Origin of the sequence: Phytohabitans rumicis (genome assembly GCF_011764445.1) — a bacterium.
Taxonomy (GTDB): Bacteria; Actinomycetota; Actinomycetes; order Mycobacteriales; family Micromonosporaceae; genus Phytohabitans; species Phytohabitans rumicis.
On record NZ_BLPG01000001.1, the window covers coordinates 5789810 to 5807300 of the forward strand.

Annotated in this window: 17 protein-coding genes and 1 pseudogene; 12 read left to right on the forward strand and 6 right to left on the reverse strand. The window is 72.6% G+C overall.

Features of this window, described 5'->3' with window-relative positions:
• Positions 1 to 7: 7 nt before the first annotated feature.
• The 3 genes from Prum_RS26340 to kynU form a co-directional block, all read right to left on the reverse strand.
• Complete coding sequence (locus Prum_RS26340) at positions 8 to 628, reverse strand: class F sortase (protein WP_173078929.1); 621 nt, start codon at positions 626 to 628, stop codon at positions 8 to 10.
• A complete protein-coding gene (locus Prum_RS26345; RefSeq protein WP_218577343.1) occupies positions 629 to 1042 on the reverse strand; it encodes a hypothetical protein in 414 nt (137 codons plus the stop codon). It abuts the gene before it with no gap.
• Positions 1043 to 1144: 102 nt separating this feature from the next.
• Positions 1145 to 2386, reverse strand: coding sequence for a kynureninase (kynU, locus tag Prum_RS26350; protein WP_246278107.1), 1242 nt, complete (start codon positions 2384 to 2386; stop codon positions 1145 to 1147).
• A gap of 18 nt (positions 2387 to 2404) precedes the next feature.
• Here kynU and Prum_RS26355 point away from each other — a divergent pair, with 18 nt between their 5' ends.
• From Prum_RS26355 to Prum_RS26375, 5 genes are all read left to right on the forward strand, one after another.
• A complete protein-coding gene (locus Prum_RS26355) occupies positions 2405 to 3844 on the forward strand; it encodes an amidase (RefSeq protein ID WP_173078932.1) in 1440 nt (479 codons plus the stop codon).
• Positions 3845 to 3860: 16 nt separating this feature from the next.
• Positions 3861 to 4145, forward strand: a complete 285-nt coding sequence (ctaJ, locus tag Prum_RS26360) for an aa3-type cytochrome oxidase subunit CtaJ (RefSeq protein ID WP_443094363.1) — start codon at positions 3861 to 3863, stop codon at positions 4143 to 4145.
• Positions 4132 to 4548 (forward strand): DUF5130 family protein, encoded by a 417-nt coding sequence (locus tag Prum_RS26365; protein ID WP_173078933.1) that lies wholly within the window; start codon positions 4132 to 4134, stop codon positions 4546 to 4548. Before ctaJ ends, Prum_RS26365 begins: the two co-directional genes overlap by 14 nt.
• A gap of 796 nt (positions 4549 to 5344) precedes the next feature.
• A complete protein-coding gene (locus Prum_RS26370; RefSeq protein WP_173078934.1) occupies positions 5345 to 5914 on the forward strand; it encodes a Uma2 family endonuclease in 570 nt (189 codons plus the stop codon).
• Positions 5915 to 6003: 89 nt separating this feature from the next.
• The gene (locus tag Prum_RS26375; protein WP_173078935.1) at positions 6004 to 6951 is read left to right on the forward strand and encodes a type IV toxin-antitoxin system AbiEi family antitoxin; all 948 of its coding nucleotides are present in this window, start codon (positions 6004 to 6006) and stop codon (positions 6949 to 6951) included.
• A gap of 95 nt (positions 6952 to 7046) precedes the next feature.
• On the opposite strand, the gene pepN is transcribed toward Prum_RS26375, so the two are convergent.
• The gene (gene pepN / locus Prum_RS26380; RefSeq protein WP_173078936.1) at positions 7047 to 9584 is read right to left on the reverse strand and encodes an aminopeptidase N; all 2538 of its coding nucleotides are present in this window, start codon (positions 9582 to 9584) and stop codon (positions 7047 to 7049) included.
• A 174-nt stretch (positions 9585 to 9758) separates the two neighbouring features.
• Here pepN and Prum_RS26385 point away from each other — a divergent pair, with 174 nt between their 5' ends.
• The 4 genes and pseudogenes from Prum_RS26385 (at position 9759) to Prum_RS26400 (ending at position 13057) form a co-directional block, all read left to right on the forward strand.
• Positions 9759 to 10385, forward strand: a complete 627-nt coding sequence (locus Prum_RS26385; RefSeq protein ID WP_173078937.1) for a mycothiol-dependent nitroreductase Rv2466c family protein — start codon at positions 9759 to 9761, stop codon at positions 10383 to 10385.
• A gap of 79 nt (positions 10386 to 10464) precedes the next feature.
• Positions 10465 to 11663 (forward strand): annotated as a pseudogene (locus Prum_RS26390) (DUF1015 family protein).
• Complete coding sequence (locus Prum_RS26395) at positions 11660 to 12568, forward strand: alpha/beta hydrolase (RefSeq protein WP_246278108.1); 909 nt, start codon at positions 11660 to 11662, stop codon at positions 12566 to 12568. Before Prum_RS26390 ends, Prum_RS26395 begins: the two are co-directional and overlap by 4 nt.
• Positions 12569 to 12589: 21 nt before the next feature.
• Positions 12590 to 13057 (forward strand): ribose-5-phosphate isomerase, encoded by a 468-nt coding sequence (locus tag Prum_RS26400; protein ID WP_173078938.1) that lies wholly within the window; start codon positions 12590 to 12592, stop codon positions 13055 to 13057.
• Positions 13058 to 13061: 4 nt separating this feature from the next.
• Here Prum_RS26400 and Prum_RS26405 read toward each other — a convergent pair whose 3' ends face one another.
• Both Prum_RS26405 and Prum_RS26410 read right to left on the reverse strand, forming a co-directional pair.
• Positions 13062 to 13412 carry a hypothetical protein gene (locus Prum_RS26405; protein ID WP_173078939.1) on the reverse strand — a complete coding sequence of 117 codons (351 nt, stop codon included), beginning with the start codon at positions 13410 to 13412 and terminating at the stop codon, positions 13062 to 13064.
• A 19-nt stretch (positions 13413 to 13431) separates the two neighbouring features.
• Entirely contained in the window at positions 13432 to 14655 is a 1224-nt protein-coding gene (locus Prum_RS26410) for a GNAT family N-acetyltransferase (protein ID WP_173078940.1), read from the reverse strand.
• A gap of 93 nt (positions 14656 to 14748) precedes the next feature.
• On the opposite strand from Prum_RS26410, the gene Prum_RS26415 reads away from it, so the two are divergent.
• The 3 genes from Prum_RS26415 (at position 14749) to Prum_RS26425 (ending at position 17490) form a co-directional block, all read left to right on the forward strand.
• The gene (locus Prum_RS26415) at positions 14749 to 15276 is read left to right on the forward strand and encodes a hypothetical protein (protein WP_173078941.1); all 528 of its coding nucleotides are present in this window, start codon (positions 14749 to 14751) and stop codon (positions 15274 to 15276) included.
• 1 nt (position 15277) lies between these two features.
• Positions 15278 to 15829, forward strand: coding sequence for a DUF6886 family protein (locus Prum_RS26420; protein WP_173078942.1), 552 nt, complete (start codon positions 15278 to 15280; stop codon positions 15827 to 15829).
• 284 nt (positions 15830 to 16113) lie between these two features.
• The gene (locus Prum_RS26425) at positions 16114 to 17490 is read left to right on the forward strand and encodes a cytochrome P450 (RefSeq protein ID WP_173078943.1); all 1377 of its coding nucleotides are present in this window, start codon (positions 16114 to 16116) and stop codon (positions 17488 to 17490) included.
• Position 17491 lies beyond the last annotated feature (1 nt).

Consider the following 17491-nt stretch of genomic DNA (forward strand, 5'->3'; position numbering starts at 1 on the left):
TGCAAGATCACGGGAGCTTGGCGCGGACCAAGGACGCGAAGACGACCACGTTGTCGGCGTACCCGGTCTCGCCGCCGACCCACCGCCCTCCGCACGTGATCAGGCGGAGGCCGGGGCGGCTGAAGTCGCCGTACACGCGCCGGGCCGGGAGCCGCGCCTTGCCGAAGCGCTCCACCGAGTTGACCTCGAAGACGGCCACCGAGCCGTCCCGCCGGCTGATCTCGATCGTCGCGCCGGGGCGCAGCTCGCGCAGGTCGTGAAAGACCGCCGGCCCGGTACGGGTGTCCACGTGCCCCACGATGATCGCCGGCCCGAACTGGCCCGGGGTGGGGCCGTCCTCGTACCAGCCGGCCTCGTGCCGCCGGGTCGCGGCCGGTACGGCGATGGAGCCGTCGCCGGCCAGCCCCACGCTGTGCACCGGCGCGCGCAGGCCGATCGACGGGATCGCGATCCGGGTCGGCCGGCTGGGCTCCAGCACCGGAAACTCCCGGGGCGGCGCCTTGCCCTCGGGCGCCCACCAGGCGGGCAGCTCGATCTGGCCGAGTCCCAGCCCGGTCGCGAAGACGCCCACGAGCACCAGGGCGCCGGCGAGCACCCGGGTACTCGGCATCACCCCGGTACGCGGCATCTACGTACGGCGGCGGCGCAGCACCAGCAGGCCGAGCCCGGCGACCACCGCGGCCACCCCGGCGCCGGTGACCGCGAGCGGGGTGGTGGCGTCGCGCGCCGTACCGCCGCCGCCGGTCGCCGGCCCCTTGCTGGGGTGGTCCATGCCGAGGACGTACATGGTCGTGGTGGCCGAACTGCCGTTCTTGCAGGACAGGTTGACCTTGTAGTCGCCCGGCCGGGTCTTGGCCGGGACGGTCACGGCGGCCACCACGAAGCCGTGCTCCGGCGCCATCTTGACCTCGCCGAACGCGTCCGACTTGGCGATGGCGTCGTTCAGGTTCTCCTGGCAGCTGCCGCGGATGCCCACCCGGTAACCGGCCTGGATGCTGCTGGGGTTGACCTCGACCCACGCCCCGTCCGCGTAAGCGGGCACCGGGGCGGCAAGGAGACCGACAAACGCAAGCGCGGCGGCTGCTGCGAAAGTCCTCATGAGAGGGATCTTCGCACCGAGCTACAACAAATACCGAAAAACCGGTCAAGTTACGCGCGCGTGCCGCTCCGGGAACGCCAGGTGCGAGTCGGCCGTCAGGATGTCCCGCAGCCGCGCCAGGCCGGCGTACACGTCGACGAAGCGCGTGTAGAGCGCGCCGAACCCCAGCCGCAGCCGGTCCGGGGTGCGGAAGTCCGGGATCACGCCCGCCGCGCGCAGAGCCTGGCTGAGCTGCCAGGCCCGCGGGTGGCGGAGCGTGACGTGCGCGCCCCGGCGGGCGTCCGCACGGGGCGAGGCCACCACGACGCCGTACGGCGCCAGCCACGTGTCGCACAGCTCGATCGCGTACGCGCCGAGCGCCGCCCCCTTCGCCGCCACCGCGTCGATGCCCGCCTCGGCGGTGAGCCGGGCACCCTCCAGCGCCGCGTACGCCCCCAGCACCGGCGGCGTGCCGACCTGGAAGCGGTCGATCGACTCCACCGGGTCGTACTCGACGCCCATGTCGAACTGGTCCCGCTGCCCGAACCAGCCCCAGATCGGCTGGCGCAGCTCCGCCTGCAGGTCGGCCCGCACATACAGGAACGCGGGTGCGCCCGGCCCGCCGTTCAGGTGCTTGTACGTACACCCGACGGCGAGATCGGCCCCGGCGGACCGCAACGGGACGCGGACCGCGCCGGCCGAGTGGCTCAGGTCCCAGAGCGCCAGCGCGCCGGCCTGGTGGGCGGCCGCGGTGATGGCCGGCAGGTCGGCGACCGCCCCGGACCGGTACGCGACGTGCGAGAGCGAGACGAGCGCCACGTCGGGGTCGAGCGCCTCCCGCACCGCCTCGGCGGAGACGCCCAGGTCGATGTCGGTCTTGAGCACCCGCAGCTCCATCCCGCGGGCCTCAACCAGCCCTTGCAGGATGTACCGGTCGGTGGGGAAGTTGTCGTCGTCGGTGACGATCACCCGTCGCCCGGGGCGGGCGGCACAGGCCGCGGCGGCGAGCTTGTAGAGGTTGACGCTCGTCGAGTCGGACAGCACCACCTCGCCCGGTGTGGCGTCCAGCACACCGGTGGCCAGCACGTCGCCGACCTCCCGGGACAGCGTGATCCACCGGTCCCAGCCGCGGATCAGGTCGGTGCCCCACTCGCCGATCGCCCGATGCAGGCGCTCCCTTGTGGACAGCGGAAGCCGGCCCAGCGAGTTGCCGTCCAGGTAGATCAGCTCGTCCTCGATGACGAAGCGGTCGCGGAAGCGCGCGAGAGGATCGGCGGCGTCGAGATCGCGGGCGAGAATGTCGGTCACGGGATACAAACTAGAGGCATGGCCGAGCCGCATGATCTGACCGCCCTGGAGCAGGCCGACGCGATCCGCCGCGGTGAGCTGAGCAGCGCCGAGCTGGTCGCGCACTACCTGGCCCGCGTCGAGGCGCTGAGCGACGCCGTGGGGGCGTTCGTCACGGTGACCGCCGACCAGGCGCGCGCCCAGGCCAAGGCCGCCGACGACGTGCCGGCCGACCAGCGCGGCCCGCTGCACGGCGTGCCCACCGTCCTCAAGGACCTGACCATGACGGCCGGCGTCCGCACGACGTTCGGCTCCGCGGCGCTGGCTGACTACGTGCCGCCGGTCGACGCCGACGTGGTCACCCTGCTGCGCGCGGCCGGCACCGTCAGCCTCGGCAAGACCACGACCTCGGAGCTGGGCATCTCGCTCTACTCGGAGGGCCGGGTCGCCCCGCCGGCCCGCAACCCGTGGGGGCTCGACTTCACCGCCGGCGGCTCCAGCGGTGGCTCGGCGGCGGCGGTCGCGGCCGGGCTGGCGCCGTTCGCCCAGGGCTCCGACGGCGGCGGCTCGGTGCGCATCCCGGCGGCGCTGTGCGGGCTGGTCGGCTACAAGCCCAGCCGCGGCGTGGTGTCCGGCGGGCCGTTCGGCTTCGGCGGCTTCGGCTTGCCCACGCCCGGCCCGATCACCCGCACCGTCGCCGACGCCGCCGCGATGCTGGACGCGATGGCCGTTCCGATGCCTGGTGAGCCCTATGCGTCGCCGCCGCTGCCCGACGGCGGCTATCTGGCCGCGGCCCGGCGGCCCGGGCCCCGGCTGCGGGTCGGGCGGTTCGTCGCGCCGATGCTCGCGGCCGACCAGCCGGTCGACCCCGCGTGCCTGGCCGCCGTCGACACCGCGGCCGCCGCCCTCGCCGGCGCCGGCCACGAGGTGGTCGACGTCGCACCGCCGCTCGGCCCCGACGTCTGGCCGCTCTTCGAGACGATCTGGTACGTCTTGGCGCTCGCCCCCGTGCCGCCGGAGCGCGAGGCGGAGCTGCTGCCGCTGACCCGGCTCATGCGTGAGCGCGGCCACGCGGTTGGTGTGGCGACGCTCATGGGCGCGCTGTCCCAGCTACAGCTCCAGGTGCGCCAGGGCATGCGCGCCGTCGCCGGGTACGACCTGCTGCTGTGCCCCACGCTGGCGACGCCGCAGGCCAAGGTCGGCTGGTTCAGCGGGGCCGGCGACCCGGCCGACGACTTCGACCGGCAGCGGCGCTTCTCGCCGTACTGCGCGGTGTTCAACGTCACGGGCCAGCCGTCGGTCTCGCTGCCCGTCGCCCTGGCCGATGGGATGCCGGTCGGCGTCATGCTGACCGGCCGGTACGGCGAAGATGGGCGCCTGCTCGCCGCCGCCGCCGAGCTCGAGGCGTCCATCGGTTGGGGTGACCGGCACCCCGAGATCTGGCGGGCCGCGCCCTCCGCTACCGTGAACGGCGTCTGAGTCAGGGGTGTTGTCCGTGTCTGTTACCGAGACGGTGCTCGTCTTCGCCGGCATACCGGCCGCGATCATCCTGGTGGTCGCCGGCCTGGCGGCGCTGGGTGGCGGCCGCAGTGCCAAGCGCTACCGGCCGGGGCGGCCGTTCGACTTTGCCCCGGTGTGGTTCCTGGCCGCGCCGGAGCAGTTGGCCGGCGTATCCGGCAGCGACCACGCGGCGTTGCCCGCGGGTTCGTCGCGTGCCGAGTTGACGGCGGCGACGCCGGCTCGGATCAATCCGACGGGAGGCGCAAGTGACCGTTGGTGAAAAGGCGCCCGAGGGCACCGATGTCAGCACCCGGCCCGACGTGCTCGACGGCCCGTTCTCGACCAGGCAGCTGCTGCGCCTGGACGAGGCGCTGCGGGTGGCCGACCGTTCCACCGGGCTGACCTTCAGCGTGTACCTCGGCGACCTGGACGAGCCGGTCCGGGCTCACGCCGAAAAGCTGCACTCCCAGCTCGCCGACCCGGATCGCTCCGTCATGGTCGCGGTCTCGCCCAACCAGCGGGCGCTGGAGATCGTGACGGGCGCGACCGCCCGCAAGCGCATCCTCGACCGCGACGCCAAGCTCGCCGCGCTGTCGATGGTGGCCGCCTTCGGCGGCGGCGACCTGGCCGGCGGCATCATCAGCGGCCTGGACCAACTAGCCACCCACGCCGGCCGCGCATAACCCCCTCCCCACCCGGCCCCGGGCACACCCCCGCGCAGCCTCTCGCCCCGGTGCCCCCCTCGCCCTGCGGCCTCGCCGCGCGCTTCTGCACGCCCCTCGCCGCGTCGCCGCCCCCTCGCCTCGCCGCCCCCTCTCCGCGTCGATCAAGGGCAAATGGTCGTGCTTTGATCTCCGATCCACGGCCGTATGCCCTTGATCGGCGCGGAAATCCTTGATCGGCGGGGTGGGCGGCTCGGCGGGCCGGCGCTGGGTTGGCGAGCCCCGGCGTGGGTGGGGCGCCCTCAAGGCCGGGTAGTCAAGGGTTCCTGGGATCGACGCCAGCCTGCGGTGATCATGAGGTTAGCGTCGGGGAGAGCGCTTGCCCTGCTGCTAACTCCATGATCACCCGCGGCAGTCGGGCTAGCGTCCGAGTGGTCAGGGAACGGCGCGGTCACCGGCGACGCGTCTCGCGCTGCCTGGCCCTGAGGGCGCCGTAATACCCGCGCGGAGCTGAATAGGGGCGCCCCACTCACGGCCCGTCCCCAGGAGGGGACCCCTACTCGCGGGTCACACCTCGTATCGGGCCCAGGGTCCCTATTCGCCGGCGTCCGCCGCCAAGTGGGCAACCTCCCCGCACCCCCAGCGCGCCGATCAAGGACTCCGCCGTCGATCAAGGGCAAACGGTCGTGGAATGGAGATCGAACCACGGCCATATGCCCTTGATCGGCGGGGAGGCCCTTGATCGACGCGGAAGTCCTTGATCGGCGGGCGATTGCCCGGCGCGTCGGTAGGGTGGAGCGGGAGGAGGTGGTTCAGCGTGGCACCCCCACTCGCCGCCCCGGACCGGCCGTGGACCGAGTCCGACCTGCGCGCGTTTCCTCACGACGATCACCGGTACGAGGTCATCGACGGTGCCCTCCACGTCAGCGCCCCGCTCGACGGTGACCACCAGCGCCTTGTTGACGGCGTCATCGCTGACCTGCGCACGGCCGTACTGCCCGGGTGGCACGCGATCAGCCGCATCGGACTGCACTCCGGGGCCAGCTACCTCACGCCCGACATCACCGTGCTGCGCCCGGGTACGGCGCCCGGCGCCACCTGGGCCGACCCCGCCGACGTCGCGCTCGTCGTGGAGGTGGAGTGCCCGAGTAGCCGCCGCTTCGACCGCTACGTCAAGCCCGGCCTGTACGCGGAGGCGGGCATCGAGTCGTACTGGCGGATCGAGCGCACCAGCAACGGGCCCGTCGCGCACCTCTACAACCGCGCCGCGGCCGGCCACTACGAGCTGCACCGCAGCGTCAATCCCGGGCAGTGCGTGACGGCGGAGCTGCCGTACGCGGTGCAGGTGGCGCCGGCGACCTGGACCGCATACCACACGACGGCATGATCAGGGCGTTTTCCGCAGGCGCCCCGGTTGTCCACAGATCTTCAAACGGCGGTGGCGGATAGGTCTGGGCGGTCGCCACCCTGTCGCCCATGAGTGACCTGTACGACGACGCCGCGGCCCTGCCCCGACTCCTGCGCGGCATGCGGGAGTCGCACCGCGTCCAGGACATGCGCCAGTCCCGCAGCGCGACCCGGTGGGCGCGGGCCAAGGGCCGGCTGTCCCACCCGTTCCACGAGGTGTACGTCGACGGTGCGGAAGCCGCGGACCTGCTCGACGTGCTGCGTGCTGCCGCGCTCGTGCTCCCGCCGGACGCGGCGCTCGCCCACCACACGGCGGCGCTGCTGTACGGCTTCGGCGTCGTGCCCACCGAGGCGGTGCACGTTGCCGTCCCCGCCGGCGCGGCCGTGCCACAGCGTCGGGGCGTACGCGTCCACGAGGCGGTGCTGCCGTTCGACGACGTGCGGGAGGTCTTCGGGCTGACCTGCCTCGCGCCGGCGCGGTGCGCGGTCGACCTCGCCCGGCAGCTGGGCCGCCCGGACGCGCTGGCGACGCTCGACGCCGCCCTCCGCGCCGGCGCCTGCACCGAGGCGGAGCTCGCCGCCGAGGTGTTGCGGCACGACCGGCTGCGCGGCGTACGCCAGGCGCGTGAGCTGGTGCCGCTCGCCACCCCGCTCGCGGAGTGCCGGCAGGAGAGCCACCTCCGGCTGGTGATCCACGATGGACGGCTGCCGGCGCCGCGGCCACAGCTGGTGGTGGTCGACGAGTGGGGCGTGGAGCGCTGCCGGCTGGACCTTGGGTACGAGGAGGAGCAGGTCGGCGTCGAGTTCGACGGCGCGTCCCATCTGGACCGGATGCGGCTGCGCAACGACCGGCAGCGCCACAACTGGCTGGAGACCCGGGGGTGGCGGATGCGCTACTTCACGGACGTCGACCTGTACCGGGCGCCGGACCGCCTCGTGGCGACGCTGAAGGCCACGCTCAACGACCGTCGATCAAGGACTTTCACGTCGATCAAGGGCATACGGCCGCGGATTTGAGATCAAACCACGGCCATATGCCCTTGATCGACGGGAGAGGAGGGCGCGCCGAGCGGCGCGCGCCCAAAAGCCCGCGCGCCCAAAAGCCCGCGCGCCTAAAGGGCCGCGCTGTCGCGGGCGCGGGCCTTGATGGCGCGGACTACGCCGTCTTTGCCTTCGGCTACCAGGCGGCGTAGGGGGGCGGGGTGGCCCTCCTGGGCGAGCCAGGCGTCCGTGGCGGCCACGGTGGCGGCGTCCACCTGGTACGCCGGGTACGCCAGCATCACGAACTCCTGCGCCGGCTCGCTGTCCCGCCGCGCCCACACGTCGCCGACCGCGTCGAAGTACGGCTGGACGTACGGCGCGGTCAGCTCGACCTGGGTCGGGTGCTGCAAGCCCTGCAACAGCGCCCGGTGCTCCCAGTTGGGCAGGGCGTCGCCACCGGCCAGCCGGCGCCACACCTCGGCCTTGCCGGCGGGCGTGGGCAGCAGTGCCCGCGCGTACGCGGCCTCCCGCTCGCCGCTGGCCGTACGGTCGGTCGCCAGTTCGGCCTCGATCTCGTCGAGCCCGACGACGGTCTTGGCGGTCAGCGACTGCACCAGCGACCAGCGCAGCTCGGTGTCGATGGTCAGGCCGTCCGGCACGCCCACACCGTCGAGCCAGCCGCGCAGCACGGCCAGGTCGTCGGCGCTGCGGGCGGCGGAGGCGTACGCGCGGGCCCAGGCGAGCTGGAAGCCGCTGCCCGGCTCGGCCGCCGCCACCGCCGCGCGGGCGGCCCCGGCCAGCGCGGCCCACCCTTCCGGCGCCCACGCCGGGTCGGCGTAGAAGGACAGCGTGCTCTGGGCCTGCCGCAGCGTGGCGGTGATCAGGTTGATGTCGCCCTCGGCGGGCAGGCCGGCGACGACCAGCGCCACGTAGTCGCGGGCGGCCAGTTCGGCGTCGCGCACCATGTCCCAGGCGGCCGCCCAGCACAGCGCCCGCGCCAGCGACGACTCGAAGCCGGCGACGTGCTGCACGACGGTGGCCATCGAGCGGTCGTCCAGCCGCAGCTTGGCGTACGTCAGGTCGTCGTCGTTGAACAGCAGCACGTCGGCGGCGCGTACGCCGGTCAGGGGCAGCGAGGTCCGCTCGCCGGTGACGTCGATCTCCAGCCGTTCGCGCCGCACGAGGCGGTCGTCGACCAGGTCGTACAGGCCCACGCCGAGGCGGTGGGTGCGCAGCACGGGGTAGTCCGTGGGCGCCTCCTGCAGCACGTTCACCGATTCGTAGGTGCCGTCCGCAGCGACCGTAAGGGAAGGGCGGAGCGTGTTGACCTGCGCGGTCTCCAGCCACTGCGCGGCGAACTTGCGCAGCTCCCGGCCGGAGGCGGCCTCCAGTTCGCTGAGCAGGTCGTCGAACGTGGCGTTGCCCCAGGCGTGCCGGGCGAAGTAGGAGCGCAGGCCGGCCAGGAAGGCGTCCTCCCCGACGTACGCGACCAGCTGCTTGATCACGCTGGCGCCCTTGGCGTACGTGATGCCGTCGAAGTTGACCTCGACGGCGGCCAGGTCGGGCATCTCGCAGTAGACCGGGTGGGTGGAGGAGAGCTGGTCCTGCCGGTAGCCCCAGTTCTTGCGGACGGACAGGAACGTCGTCCACGCGTCGGTGAAGCGCGTCGCGTTGGTGTTGCACCAGTGGCTGGCCCACTCGGCGAACGACTCGTTGAGCCACAGGTCGTTCCACCAGCGCATGGTCACGAGGTTGCCGAACCACATGTGGGCGAGCTCGTGCAGGATCGTGTTGGCCCGCTGCTCGTGCTCGAAGTCGGTGACCTGCGACCGGAAGACGTAGTGCGCCTCGGCGTGGGTGACGCAGCCGAAGTTCTCCATCGCGCCGGCGTTGAAGTCCGGCACCCAGATCTGGTCGTACTTGGGCAGCGGGTAGCGCACCCCGAACTGCTCGTGGAAGTAGTCGAAGCCCTGCGTGGTGATGGTGTGCAGCTCGTCCGGATCGAGGTACCGCGCCATCGAGGCCCGGCAGAAGTAGCCCAGGTCGATTCCGTCGTGCTCGTACCGCACCTCGTGGTACGGCCCCGCGCACAGCGCCGTGATGTACGTGCTCATCCGGGCCGACGTGGCGAAGTGAACGGTCTTGACGTCATCCGAGGAGTCGACGTCGGCGACCGGGGAGTTCGACACGACCCGCCAGTGGGCCGGCACGATCGCGTGCCAGGTGTAGACGCTCTTGAGGTCGGGCTGGTCGAAGCAGGCGTACACCCGCTGGGCGTCGGCCGTCTCGAACTGGCTGTAGAGGTAGACCTCCTTGTCGACCGGGTCGACGCTGCGGTGCATGCCCTGGCCGCTGGCGGAGTAGAAGAAGTCGGCGTCCACCACGAGGGTGTTTTCGCCGGCCAGGCCGGGGAGCACGAGACCCGTCTCGGCGGACCAGTCGGAGGTGTCGACCGGGGCGCCGTTGAGCGTGGCACCGCGTACCCGCTGGGCGGCCAGCTCGACGAAGGTGGTGGCCCCCGGTTCCGCGCAGCGGAACGTTATCTCGGTGGTCGAGCGGAAGGTCTGGTCGCCCAAGCCCGCGCCGGAGAGGTCCAGGGTGATGTCGTATCCGGTCACGTCCAGCAGGCGGGCGCGCTCGGCCGCCTCGACCTGGGTCAGGTTGCGCACTCCGGCCACGGTCTCCCGCCTCTCTCCAGCCCGTCGTCGTCGACGGGCTCGTGGTGGGCCGCGCGTTGTTGTCAGCCCCGTCGAAAGAGTGTTTCATGCTCGCCTCAAAGAGGCGTGGCCCAGGTCACCGTATCCCGAGGTGCCGTTGGCGCATCGCTGGGAGACGATGAGGACATGGTTGAGCGTTCATCTGTTGACATGTGGTTTGATCCCATCTGCCCATGGGCGTGGCTGACCTCCCGCTGGCTGCTGGAGGTGGAAAAGGTCCGCCCGATCGACATCCAGTTCCATGTGATGAGTCTCTCCGTGCTCAACGAGGGTCGGGAGCTGCCCCGCAACTACCGGCGGATGATGGACACCAGTTGGGCGCCGGTGCGGATCTGCGTCGCGGCCGAGCAGAAGTACGGCCCGCAGGTCCTGCGCGGCCTCTACACCGAGCTGGGCACCCGGATCCACCCCGGCAAGCAGGAGCGCGGGCCGGAGCTCTACCGGGCGGCGCTCGCCGCGGCCGGCCTCGACCCCGAGCTCGCCCAGGCGGGCGATTCTTCCGAGTACGACGAAGCGCTGCGCGCCAGCCACGACGCCGGCATGAAGCCGGTGGGTCTCGACGTCGGCACGCCGGTGATCCACGCCCCCGGCCCGGTCGACGGTGAGAAGATCGCGTTCTTCGGCCCCGTGATCACGCCCGCGCCGCGGGGCGAGGCCGCCGGCCGGCTCTGGGACGGCGTCCTTCTCGTGGCCGGTACCCCCGGCTTTTACGAGATCAAGCGCACCCGCGACGCCCAGCCGATCTTCGATTGAGGGAGCCCTTTCCTTGCAGGTGGGACAGCATGCAGGGTGTCGGGCGTCACACCAACCAGCGACGGTAGCGTCACGCAGTATGACGATCGTGCATCCGATCGCCCGGGCCTGGATCACCACTGGTGGCACCGGCGCACAAAACTACGATGAATTCGCCGACGACGCCGAAATCACGTCCATCATTGCCGATAACCCGCACAGTGCCCTGGCCGTCGAGATGCCCCACCGGGCACCGGAGAGCCTTGGCACCTCATTCAGCGATGCCCTGCCGGCGGCGGTCGAGCGGCTCGGCGAGGCCAAGGCCGACGGCAGCTACACGCCCGCCGAGCGGGTCATCGCGCTCTACCGGATCAGCGCGCCGGGCGACGAGCCGGCGTACGGGTTCTTCGGCATGGTGGACACCGACCAGATCTCGACCAGCGCTGACGAGCCCGGTCTGGTGATCCGCAACGAGGACGTCTTCATCGGAAAGGTGCACGAACGGGTGGCGCTGGCCAAGGCGACCGGCCACCTGCTGTCTCCCGTACTCCTGCTGCAGACCGGCAACGGCGAGGCGCTGCACGAGGCGCTCGCCGCGGCGGTCGAGGCCGCCGGCCCCCGGCCGCGACCGATGCCGACCAGGCCGGGCGCACGCACGCCATCTGGCTGGTCGGCCCCGGCCCGGTCCAGGACGAGCTGTGCGAGCTGGCCGGCGGCGGCGACCTGGTCGTGGCCGACGGCAACCACCGCAGCCTGGCCGCCCAGACCGGCGGGCTGCCGCGCTTCCTCGCCGTGATCACCACGCCCGACTCGGTGACCATCCAGCCGTACAACCGGCTGGTCAGCGAGCTGACCATGACCGTGCCCGAAATGCTGGAGCGGCTCCGCGCGCGCGGCGCGTCGGTCTACCCGATGGACGGCCCGCCGACGGTGCCGGCCTCCGGGGGCACCATTCACCTGTACGCCGGCGGCAAGGTGCACGCGGTCGCGCTGCCGCCCACCCCGGGCGCGAGCGACGTGGACAACCTCGACCACGCGCTCGTCGAACGGGTGGTGCTGCGGGACGCGCTCGGGCTGGACCCGGGCGACAAGCGGATCACGTACGTCGGCGGCGACTACCCGGCGAGCTGGCTGGCCGGCGAGGTCGACGCGGGGCACGCCGAGATGGCGATCCTGATCGCGCCGGTGACCGTCGAGGACTTCGTCACCGTCAACCTGGACCGGCTCAAGCTGCCGCGCAAGAGCACCTGGTTCACTCCGAAGGCGCGGGGTGGTCTGGTCCTGGCGCAGTTGTCGTGAAGCTCCACCCGCAGGTGGCCGCGTCCCTAGCGGCGCGGCCCCGGCCGACGCAGGAGCAGATCGCCACCGACCCGATGGCGCAGCTGCTGGCCACCCGGGCGGCCATGGAGGCGGCGGTGGACCGGGAGTGCGGGCCACCTGCGCCGGTCGCCGAGGTGTCCGACGTGGACGCGAACGGCGTACCCTGCCGGCTCTACGTCCCCGCGCCCGGCGCGCCCGTGCTGCTCTACCTGCACGGCGGCGGCTGGGCGACGGGCAGCGTGGAGACCGTCGACCGGCTCTGCCGGCGGATCGCCGCCGGCTCCGGCTGCGCGATCCTCTCGGTCGGCTACCGGCTCGCGCCCGAGCACCCGCACCCGGCCGCGATCGAGGACGCCGAGGCCGCCCTCGGGTGGCTGCGGGCCACCGCGCCGGGCGTCGACACCACCCGGCTCGCGGTCGGCGGCGACAGCGCCGGCGCGCAGCTGGCCACCGTCGTCGCGAGGCGCCAGCGCGACGCGGGTACGCCGCTGGCGTACCAAGTTTTGATCAATCCGTGCCTGGACCCGACGATGTCGTCGGCGTCCTTCGCGGAGTTCGGCGAACTCGGCGTCGAGGCCACCGCGGCGGCCCTGTTCTGGACGCTGTTCGTGCCGGACGCCGGCGACCGGCTGAGCCCGGACGTGGCGCCGCTCACCGCGGACCTGGCCGGCATGCCACCCACGCTGATCCTGACCGCCGAGTACGACGTGCTGCGCGACGAGGGCGAGCGGTACGGCGACCTGCTGCTCGCCGCCGGGGTGCCCACGGTCGTGGTGCGGTACCTGGGCGTCAACCACGGCTGGGCGCGCAAGCTGGCGCTCTTCGACGCCGCCGGGCCGGCCGCCGACCAGGTCGCGGCCGGGCTGCGCGCCGCCCTGGCGTGATCGCCTGACAGACTGCCCAACATGCGCGTCTACCTGGGAGCCGACCACGCCGGCTACGAGCTGAAGGTGCACCTCGTCAACTACCTCGGCAAGCAGGGGTACGAGGCGATCGACGTCGGACCGCACGCGTTCGACCCGGACGACGACTACCCCGCGTACTGCCTGCACACCGGCGCTCGCGTGGTGGACGACCCGGGCAGCCTCGGCATCGTGATCGGCGGCTCCGGCAACGGCGAGCAGATCGCGGCCAACAAGGTCGCCGGCGTACGGGCCGCGCTGGCCTGGAACACCGAGGTCGCCCAGCTCGCCCGGCAGCACAACGACGCCAACGTGGTGGCCATCGGCGCCCGCCAGCACACGATCGACGACGCCACCGCGATCGTGGAGGCGTTCGTGACCAGCCTCTTCTCCGGCAACGAGCGGCACGCCCGGCGGATCGCGCAGGTGGCGGAGTACGAGAAGTCCGGCGAGCTCCCGCCGCTGCCCTAGGGCGCTAGCGCTTGGGCGGCTCGTCGCGGGGCACCCAGTTGCGGCGGACGATCACCAGCCGCTCCTCCGCCTCGGCGAGGTCGGCGTCGGTGGGCCGGGCCGCGTCCCGGGCCCGCATCGCGGCGCTGATGCCGACCTGCGAGGAGCCCGAGCCGACCAGGCCGCGCAGCCCGCGCTCGGTCTCCCGATCCTCGCCCGCGGCGGGCCGGGCCACGGGCGGCTCCGGGTCGAGTACCTCGGCGGTCACCGCGGTGACGCCCTCCTCCACCGGTGCCTCGTCGGGCGGGCGTGGCCGGGCCGGCCGCCCGGTCGGCCCTTGCCGCAGCCGGCGTCGCCGTCGCTCAGGTTCGCCCATGCGCCGACGGTACACGGGGTTAGAAGACCTCCAGGGGAGCGGGCTGGCGGTGCCAGCCGAACGCCGTACTGGTCTCGGCCAGGCTGCCCCTGCGCAGCTCCTGGACCCGGCCGGCGGCGGCCAGCGCGGCCAGCGAGGTGCCGCCGAGGTACGCGGCGCCCAGGTCGAGCACGTCGCAGGCCAGGTCGGCCGGTGCCGGCGTGGGTACGCAGCGCGCGCCGTGCGGGCCGCCGGTCAGGTGCCAGCGGCCGGCGTTCTCCGGCAGCAACGGGTCGGCGACCTCGACCACCACGTCGAGCGGGATGGCGTACCGCCGGGCGGACAGCGCACCGGCCACGTCGACCACGCGGATCCAGAGGCTGTCCGTCATCCGGGCGTTGAGCCGGCGCGGCTCGTTGGCCAGGTGCAGCAGCGGATCGTCCAGCGCGGCGAAGTCGTACGACACGGTGCGCGCCAGGTCGATGCCGAGCAGGAAGCGCCACAGCTCCGCGTACACCTGCGGGTCGGCGGCCACCACCTCGCGGACCCGCACCTCGGCGTCCGGGCCGAGGTGCGTCCACCCGGACCGGGTACGCCACACCGCGTACCCGTCGACGCCGCCGTCACCCTCGTGCAGGACCGCGCGCAGCGGGGTGGCGTCGCGCCGGTGCCATGCGGTGTCGCCGAGCACCTGGGACCACCAGCCGTCGTCCCGGCTGGACCAGCCGGGCCGGTCGGGGCGCAGCTGGTCGTACACCTTGGCCAGCTCGGGGCGCAGATCGGCCGGCAGCCCGGCGCGGAGCCGGGGCACGGCGGTGGCGGCCGGCAGGCGCACCTCCCGGGTGTCCACCGCCAGCTCCAGCCGGCACGCGGCCAGCCCGTACCCGAACCGCGGGTAGATGCGGCCCTCGCTGGCCCACAGCGCTGCGATCGGCTCCCGCCCGGCCGCGCGCACGTCCTGGAGCTGCCGCGTCATCATCCGGGTCAGCAGGCCGCGCCGCCGGTGCGTAGGCGCCACGGCCACGCCGGTGACGTGCGCCGCCGGTACGACGTTGCCCGGCACGCTCAGGTCCCGGGTCGCGGCGACCGCGTGCCCGACGATGGTGCCCTCGTCGTCGACGACCAGGGACCGTTCCGGCTCCCAGACCAGCCGGTCGAGCTCCAGCACGTCCTCGTCCAACGTGTGGTGGAACGCGGCGAAGAGCATCGTGGAGATCGCCAGGCGCTCCTCGGGCGTGCCGGGCCGGATCGGCAGTTCGGTCATCCGTTCTGTTTACGCCATCCCGCGAGGGCTCGGCGACCGGTTTGCCGGCTCGCTACTCTCGGACGGGAGAGGTAGTTCCCGGGGGAGGAGATCATGGCAGATCCCACACAGCCGTGGGTCGAGCGGACGGTTGACCTCTCGCCGCAACCGGTGCCGCAGCCACATCCGTTCCAGCGCGGGGTCGCCCAGGTGGGGCCCAGGGACCCGGTCCCGGCGCCGACGTACGAGCCGACCGGCACCGGATGGCCCCAGCCGGCCCCGGAGCCGCAGCGGATGCCGCCCGGCTACCACGCCCGGCAGCTGCGGATCGGCAGCGGCTGGAGCGTGTTCGGCGGGCTGTTCGCGTTCGTGTGCTGGGGCATCTGGGTGCTCTCCCAGGGCGGCGACCTGGTCAGCCCGGCCCTCACCTTCGTGCTCACGCTCGCGGTCGCGGCGGGCCTGTTCGCGCTGACCCGGCTGGTCGGCCGCGTCGTGCTCGAACGCCAGCTCGGCCGGGTCCGCCGCAGCGCGAAGGGCGCCCACCTGGTGGCCGCCGTGTTCCTGATCGGCGTGGGGGTGGCGTACCTGCGCCAGACCGAGTGGGTCATGGACGTGTGGAACTGGGTCCGAGGGCTCTTCTGACGTGCGGCCGGGCCCGGGCGAGGTCATGCACTTCTCCGAAGACCCGACGATCGAGCGGTTCGTGCCGCACGTCGCCGCCACGTCCGCGCAGACCGAGCCGTACGTCTGGGCCGTCGACCACGCCCGCTGCCCGGACTACTGGTTTCCCCGGCAGTGCCCGCGCGGGATGGCCTGGGCCGTGCCCACCACGACGCACGCGGACCGCGAGCGCATCATCGGCGCCGGGTCCGGCGCCCGGGTCCATGCCATCGAGTACGGCTGGCTGCCCGCCATCCAGGCCGTCCGGCTGTACGCCTACCGACTCCCCGCCGCGCCGTTCCAGCACATCAGCCCGACCGACCGGTACGCGATGGTGGCCACCGAGCCGGTGACGCCGCTCGGCCCCGCGGAGCCGGTCGGGGACCTGCTCGCCCTGCACGAGGAGGCCGGCATCCAGCTGCGCGTCCTGGACAACCTCTGGCCCTTCTGGGACGAGGTGATTGCCAGCACGGTGGCCTTCAGCGGCATCCGCCTCCGCAACGCCCGCCCCCGCCCGCTCCGCCCTTCGGCCTGAGACGGCCCGCGGTCGCCTCTCCGCGTCGATCAAGGCTTTCCGCGTCGATCAAGGGCATACGGTCGTGCTTTGATCTCTTTTCCGCGACCGTTTGCCCTTGATCGGCGGGGAATTCCTTGGTCGACGCGGGAACGCCCGTGGGGCGTATCGGCCAACGAGGTGCGGTAAATGTCTGTTGTTTGACTGCGTGCTCAATCAACTTTCGACAGAGGACTTTCTAGATCGCGTTAGGTGACCATGGAAGCGCAACGAGTCACGGGGGTGGCTTCCGGGAGGTCACCATCATGTCGTCTGGCGTCGATGCCGCGCGCCCTCGTTCGGCCCGGCGGATCCCGGTCTACCGGACGATCCCCCGACTGATCCGCGACCCGCTTGGCGGCCTGCAGGCGATCGCCAAGGAGACGGGCGGCGAAATCGTCCGGCTGAACCTCGGCCTGTTCCGCCCGTACCTGGTGACCGATCCCGAGCACGTGCACCAGGTCCTGCGCGACCACGCCGGCACCTTCGTCCGCGAAGGGATGTTCTGGACGCCGTTGGAGCGGCTGCTCGGTGGCGCGATCCTCACCGACGGTCCGGCGTGGGAGTGGAGCCGCCGTACCCTCCAGCCCATGCTCACCGCGAAGCGCATCGATGCCCTGATGGACCGGATGAGCGACGCGGTGGAGCAGGCGGTCGCGGGACTCGACCAGTTCGCCCGGTCCGGGGAGCCCTTCGACGTCAGCACGGAGATGGGCCGCATCGTCAACCAGACGGTCATCAGGGTGTTCTTCGCGGACAGGGTGTCGGTGATCGAGGCGGACCGGATCATCCCGGCGCTGCACGACATCGCCAAGGCGTTCGTCTTCCGCATGGTGCTGCCCTGGGTGCCGAACGCGGTGCCGATGCCGGGTGACCGCGTGTTCCGCCGCGGTGCCCAGATCATCGACGAGGTGCTGCTGCCGGCGATCGACCGGTTCCGCCGGGAGCCGGACGACGGCGACGACATCATCGCGACCCTCTGCCGTTCGCGCGACAGCGAGGGCCGGGCGCTGACCGAGCAGCAGATCCGCGACGACGTCGTCACCATGTTCGTGGCGGCGACCGAGACCACGTCGCTCGCCCTCACCTGGCTGTGGCCGAACCTCGGGGCACAGCCAGCCGTGGCCGTCCGGCTCTGCGAGGAGGTCGACCGGGTGGTCGGCGGCGGCCCGGTGCAGCGCTCACACCTGCCCGATCTGCACTACCTGCGGGCGGTCCTCGACGAGCTCGTGCGCCTGTACCCCACCGGCTGGATACTCCCGCGCAAGGCGGCCCAGTCGGCCGACGTCGGCGGGGTCCGGATCCCGGCCGGCGCCACCGTGCTGATCAGCCCGTTCCTGACCCAGCGGATGGACATGTACTGGGACCGGCCGGGCGTCTTCGACCCGGACCGCTTCCTGCCGGAGCGCTCGGCGGAGCGCCACCGGTACGCCTACTTCCCGTTCGGGGGCGGCCCGCACCAATGCATCGGCAAGCACCTCTTTCAGGTCGAGGCGCAGCTCATCGTGGCCACCATGCTCACCCGGTTCCGCCCTGGGCCGGCGCTGTCCGACGTACCGCCGCCACAGGTGGCGGCCACCCTGCTGCCCGAACGGCGGGTCCAGATGACGCTACGCCCGGTCCAGCGCCGGCTCGCGGCGTAGC

What these genes read in the sequence shown, in the direction of transcription:
- Prum_RS26340 (WP_173078929.1), bottom strand. Translation starts at nt 628, where the DNA reads ATGCCGCGTACCGGGGTGATGCCGAGTACCCGGGTGCTCGCCGGCGCC.
- Prum_RS26355 (WP_173078932.1), top strand. Translation starts at nt 2,405, where the DNA reads ATGGCCGAGCCGCATGATCTGACCGCCCTGGAGCAGGCCGACGCGATC.
- Prum_RS26375 (WP_173078935.1), top strand. Translation starts at nt 6,004, where the DNA reads ATGAGTGACCTGTACGACGACGCCGCGGCCCTGCCCCGACTCCTGCGC.
- Prum_RS26385 (WP_173078937.1), top strand. Translation starts at nt 9,759, where the DNA reads ATGGTTGAGCGTTCATCTGTTGACATGTGGTTTGATCCCATCTGCCCA.
- Prum_RS26400 (WP_173078938.1), top strand. Translation starts at nt 12,590, where the DNA reads ATGCGCGTCTACCTGGGAGCCGACCACGCCGGCTACGAGCTGAAGGTG.
- Prum_RS26405 (WP_173078939.1), bottom strand. Translation starts at nt 13,412, where the DNA reads ATGGGCGAACCTGAGCGACGGCGACGCCGGCTGCGGCAAGGGCCGACC.
- Prum_RS26410 (WP_173078940.1), bottom strand. Translation starts at nt 14,655, where the DNA reads ATGACCGAACTGCCGATCCGGCCCGGCACGCCCGAGGAGCGCCTGGCG.
- Prum_RS26415 (WP_173078941.1), top strand. Translation starts at nt 14,749, where the DNA reads ATGGCAGATCCCACACAGCCGTGGGTCGAGCGGACGGTTGACCTCTCG.
- Prum_RS26425 (WP_173078943.1), top strand. Translation starts at nt 16,114, where the DNA reads ATGTCGTCTGGCGTCGATGCCGCGCGCCCTCGTTCGGCCCGGCGGATC.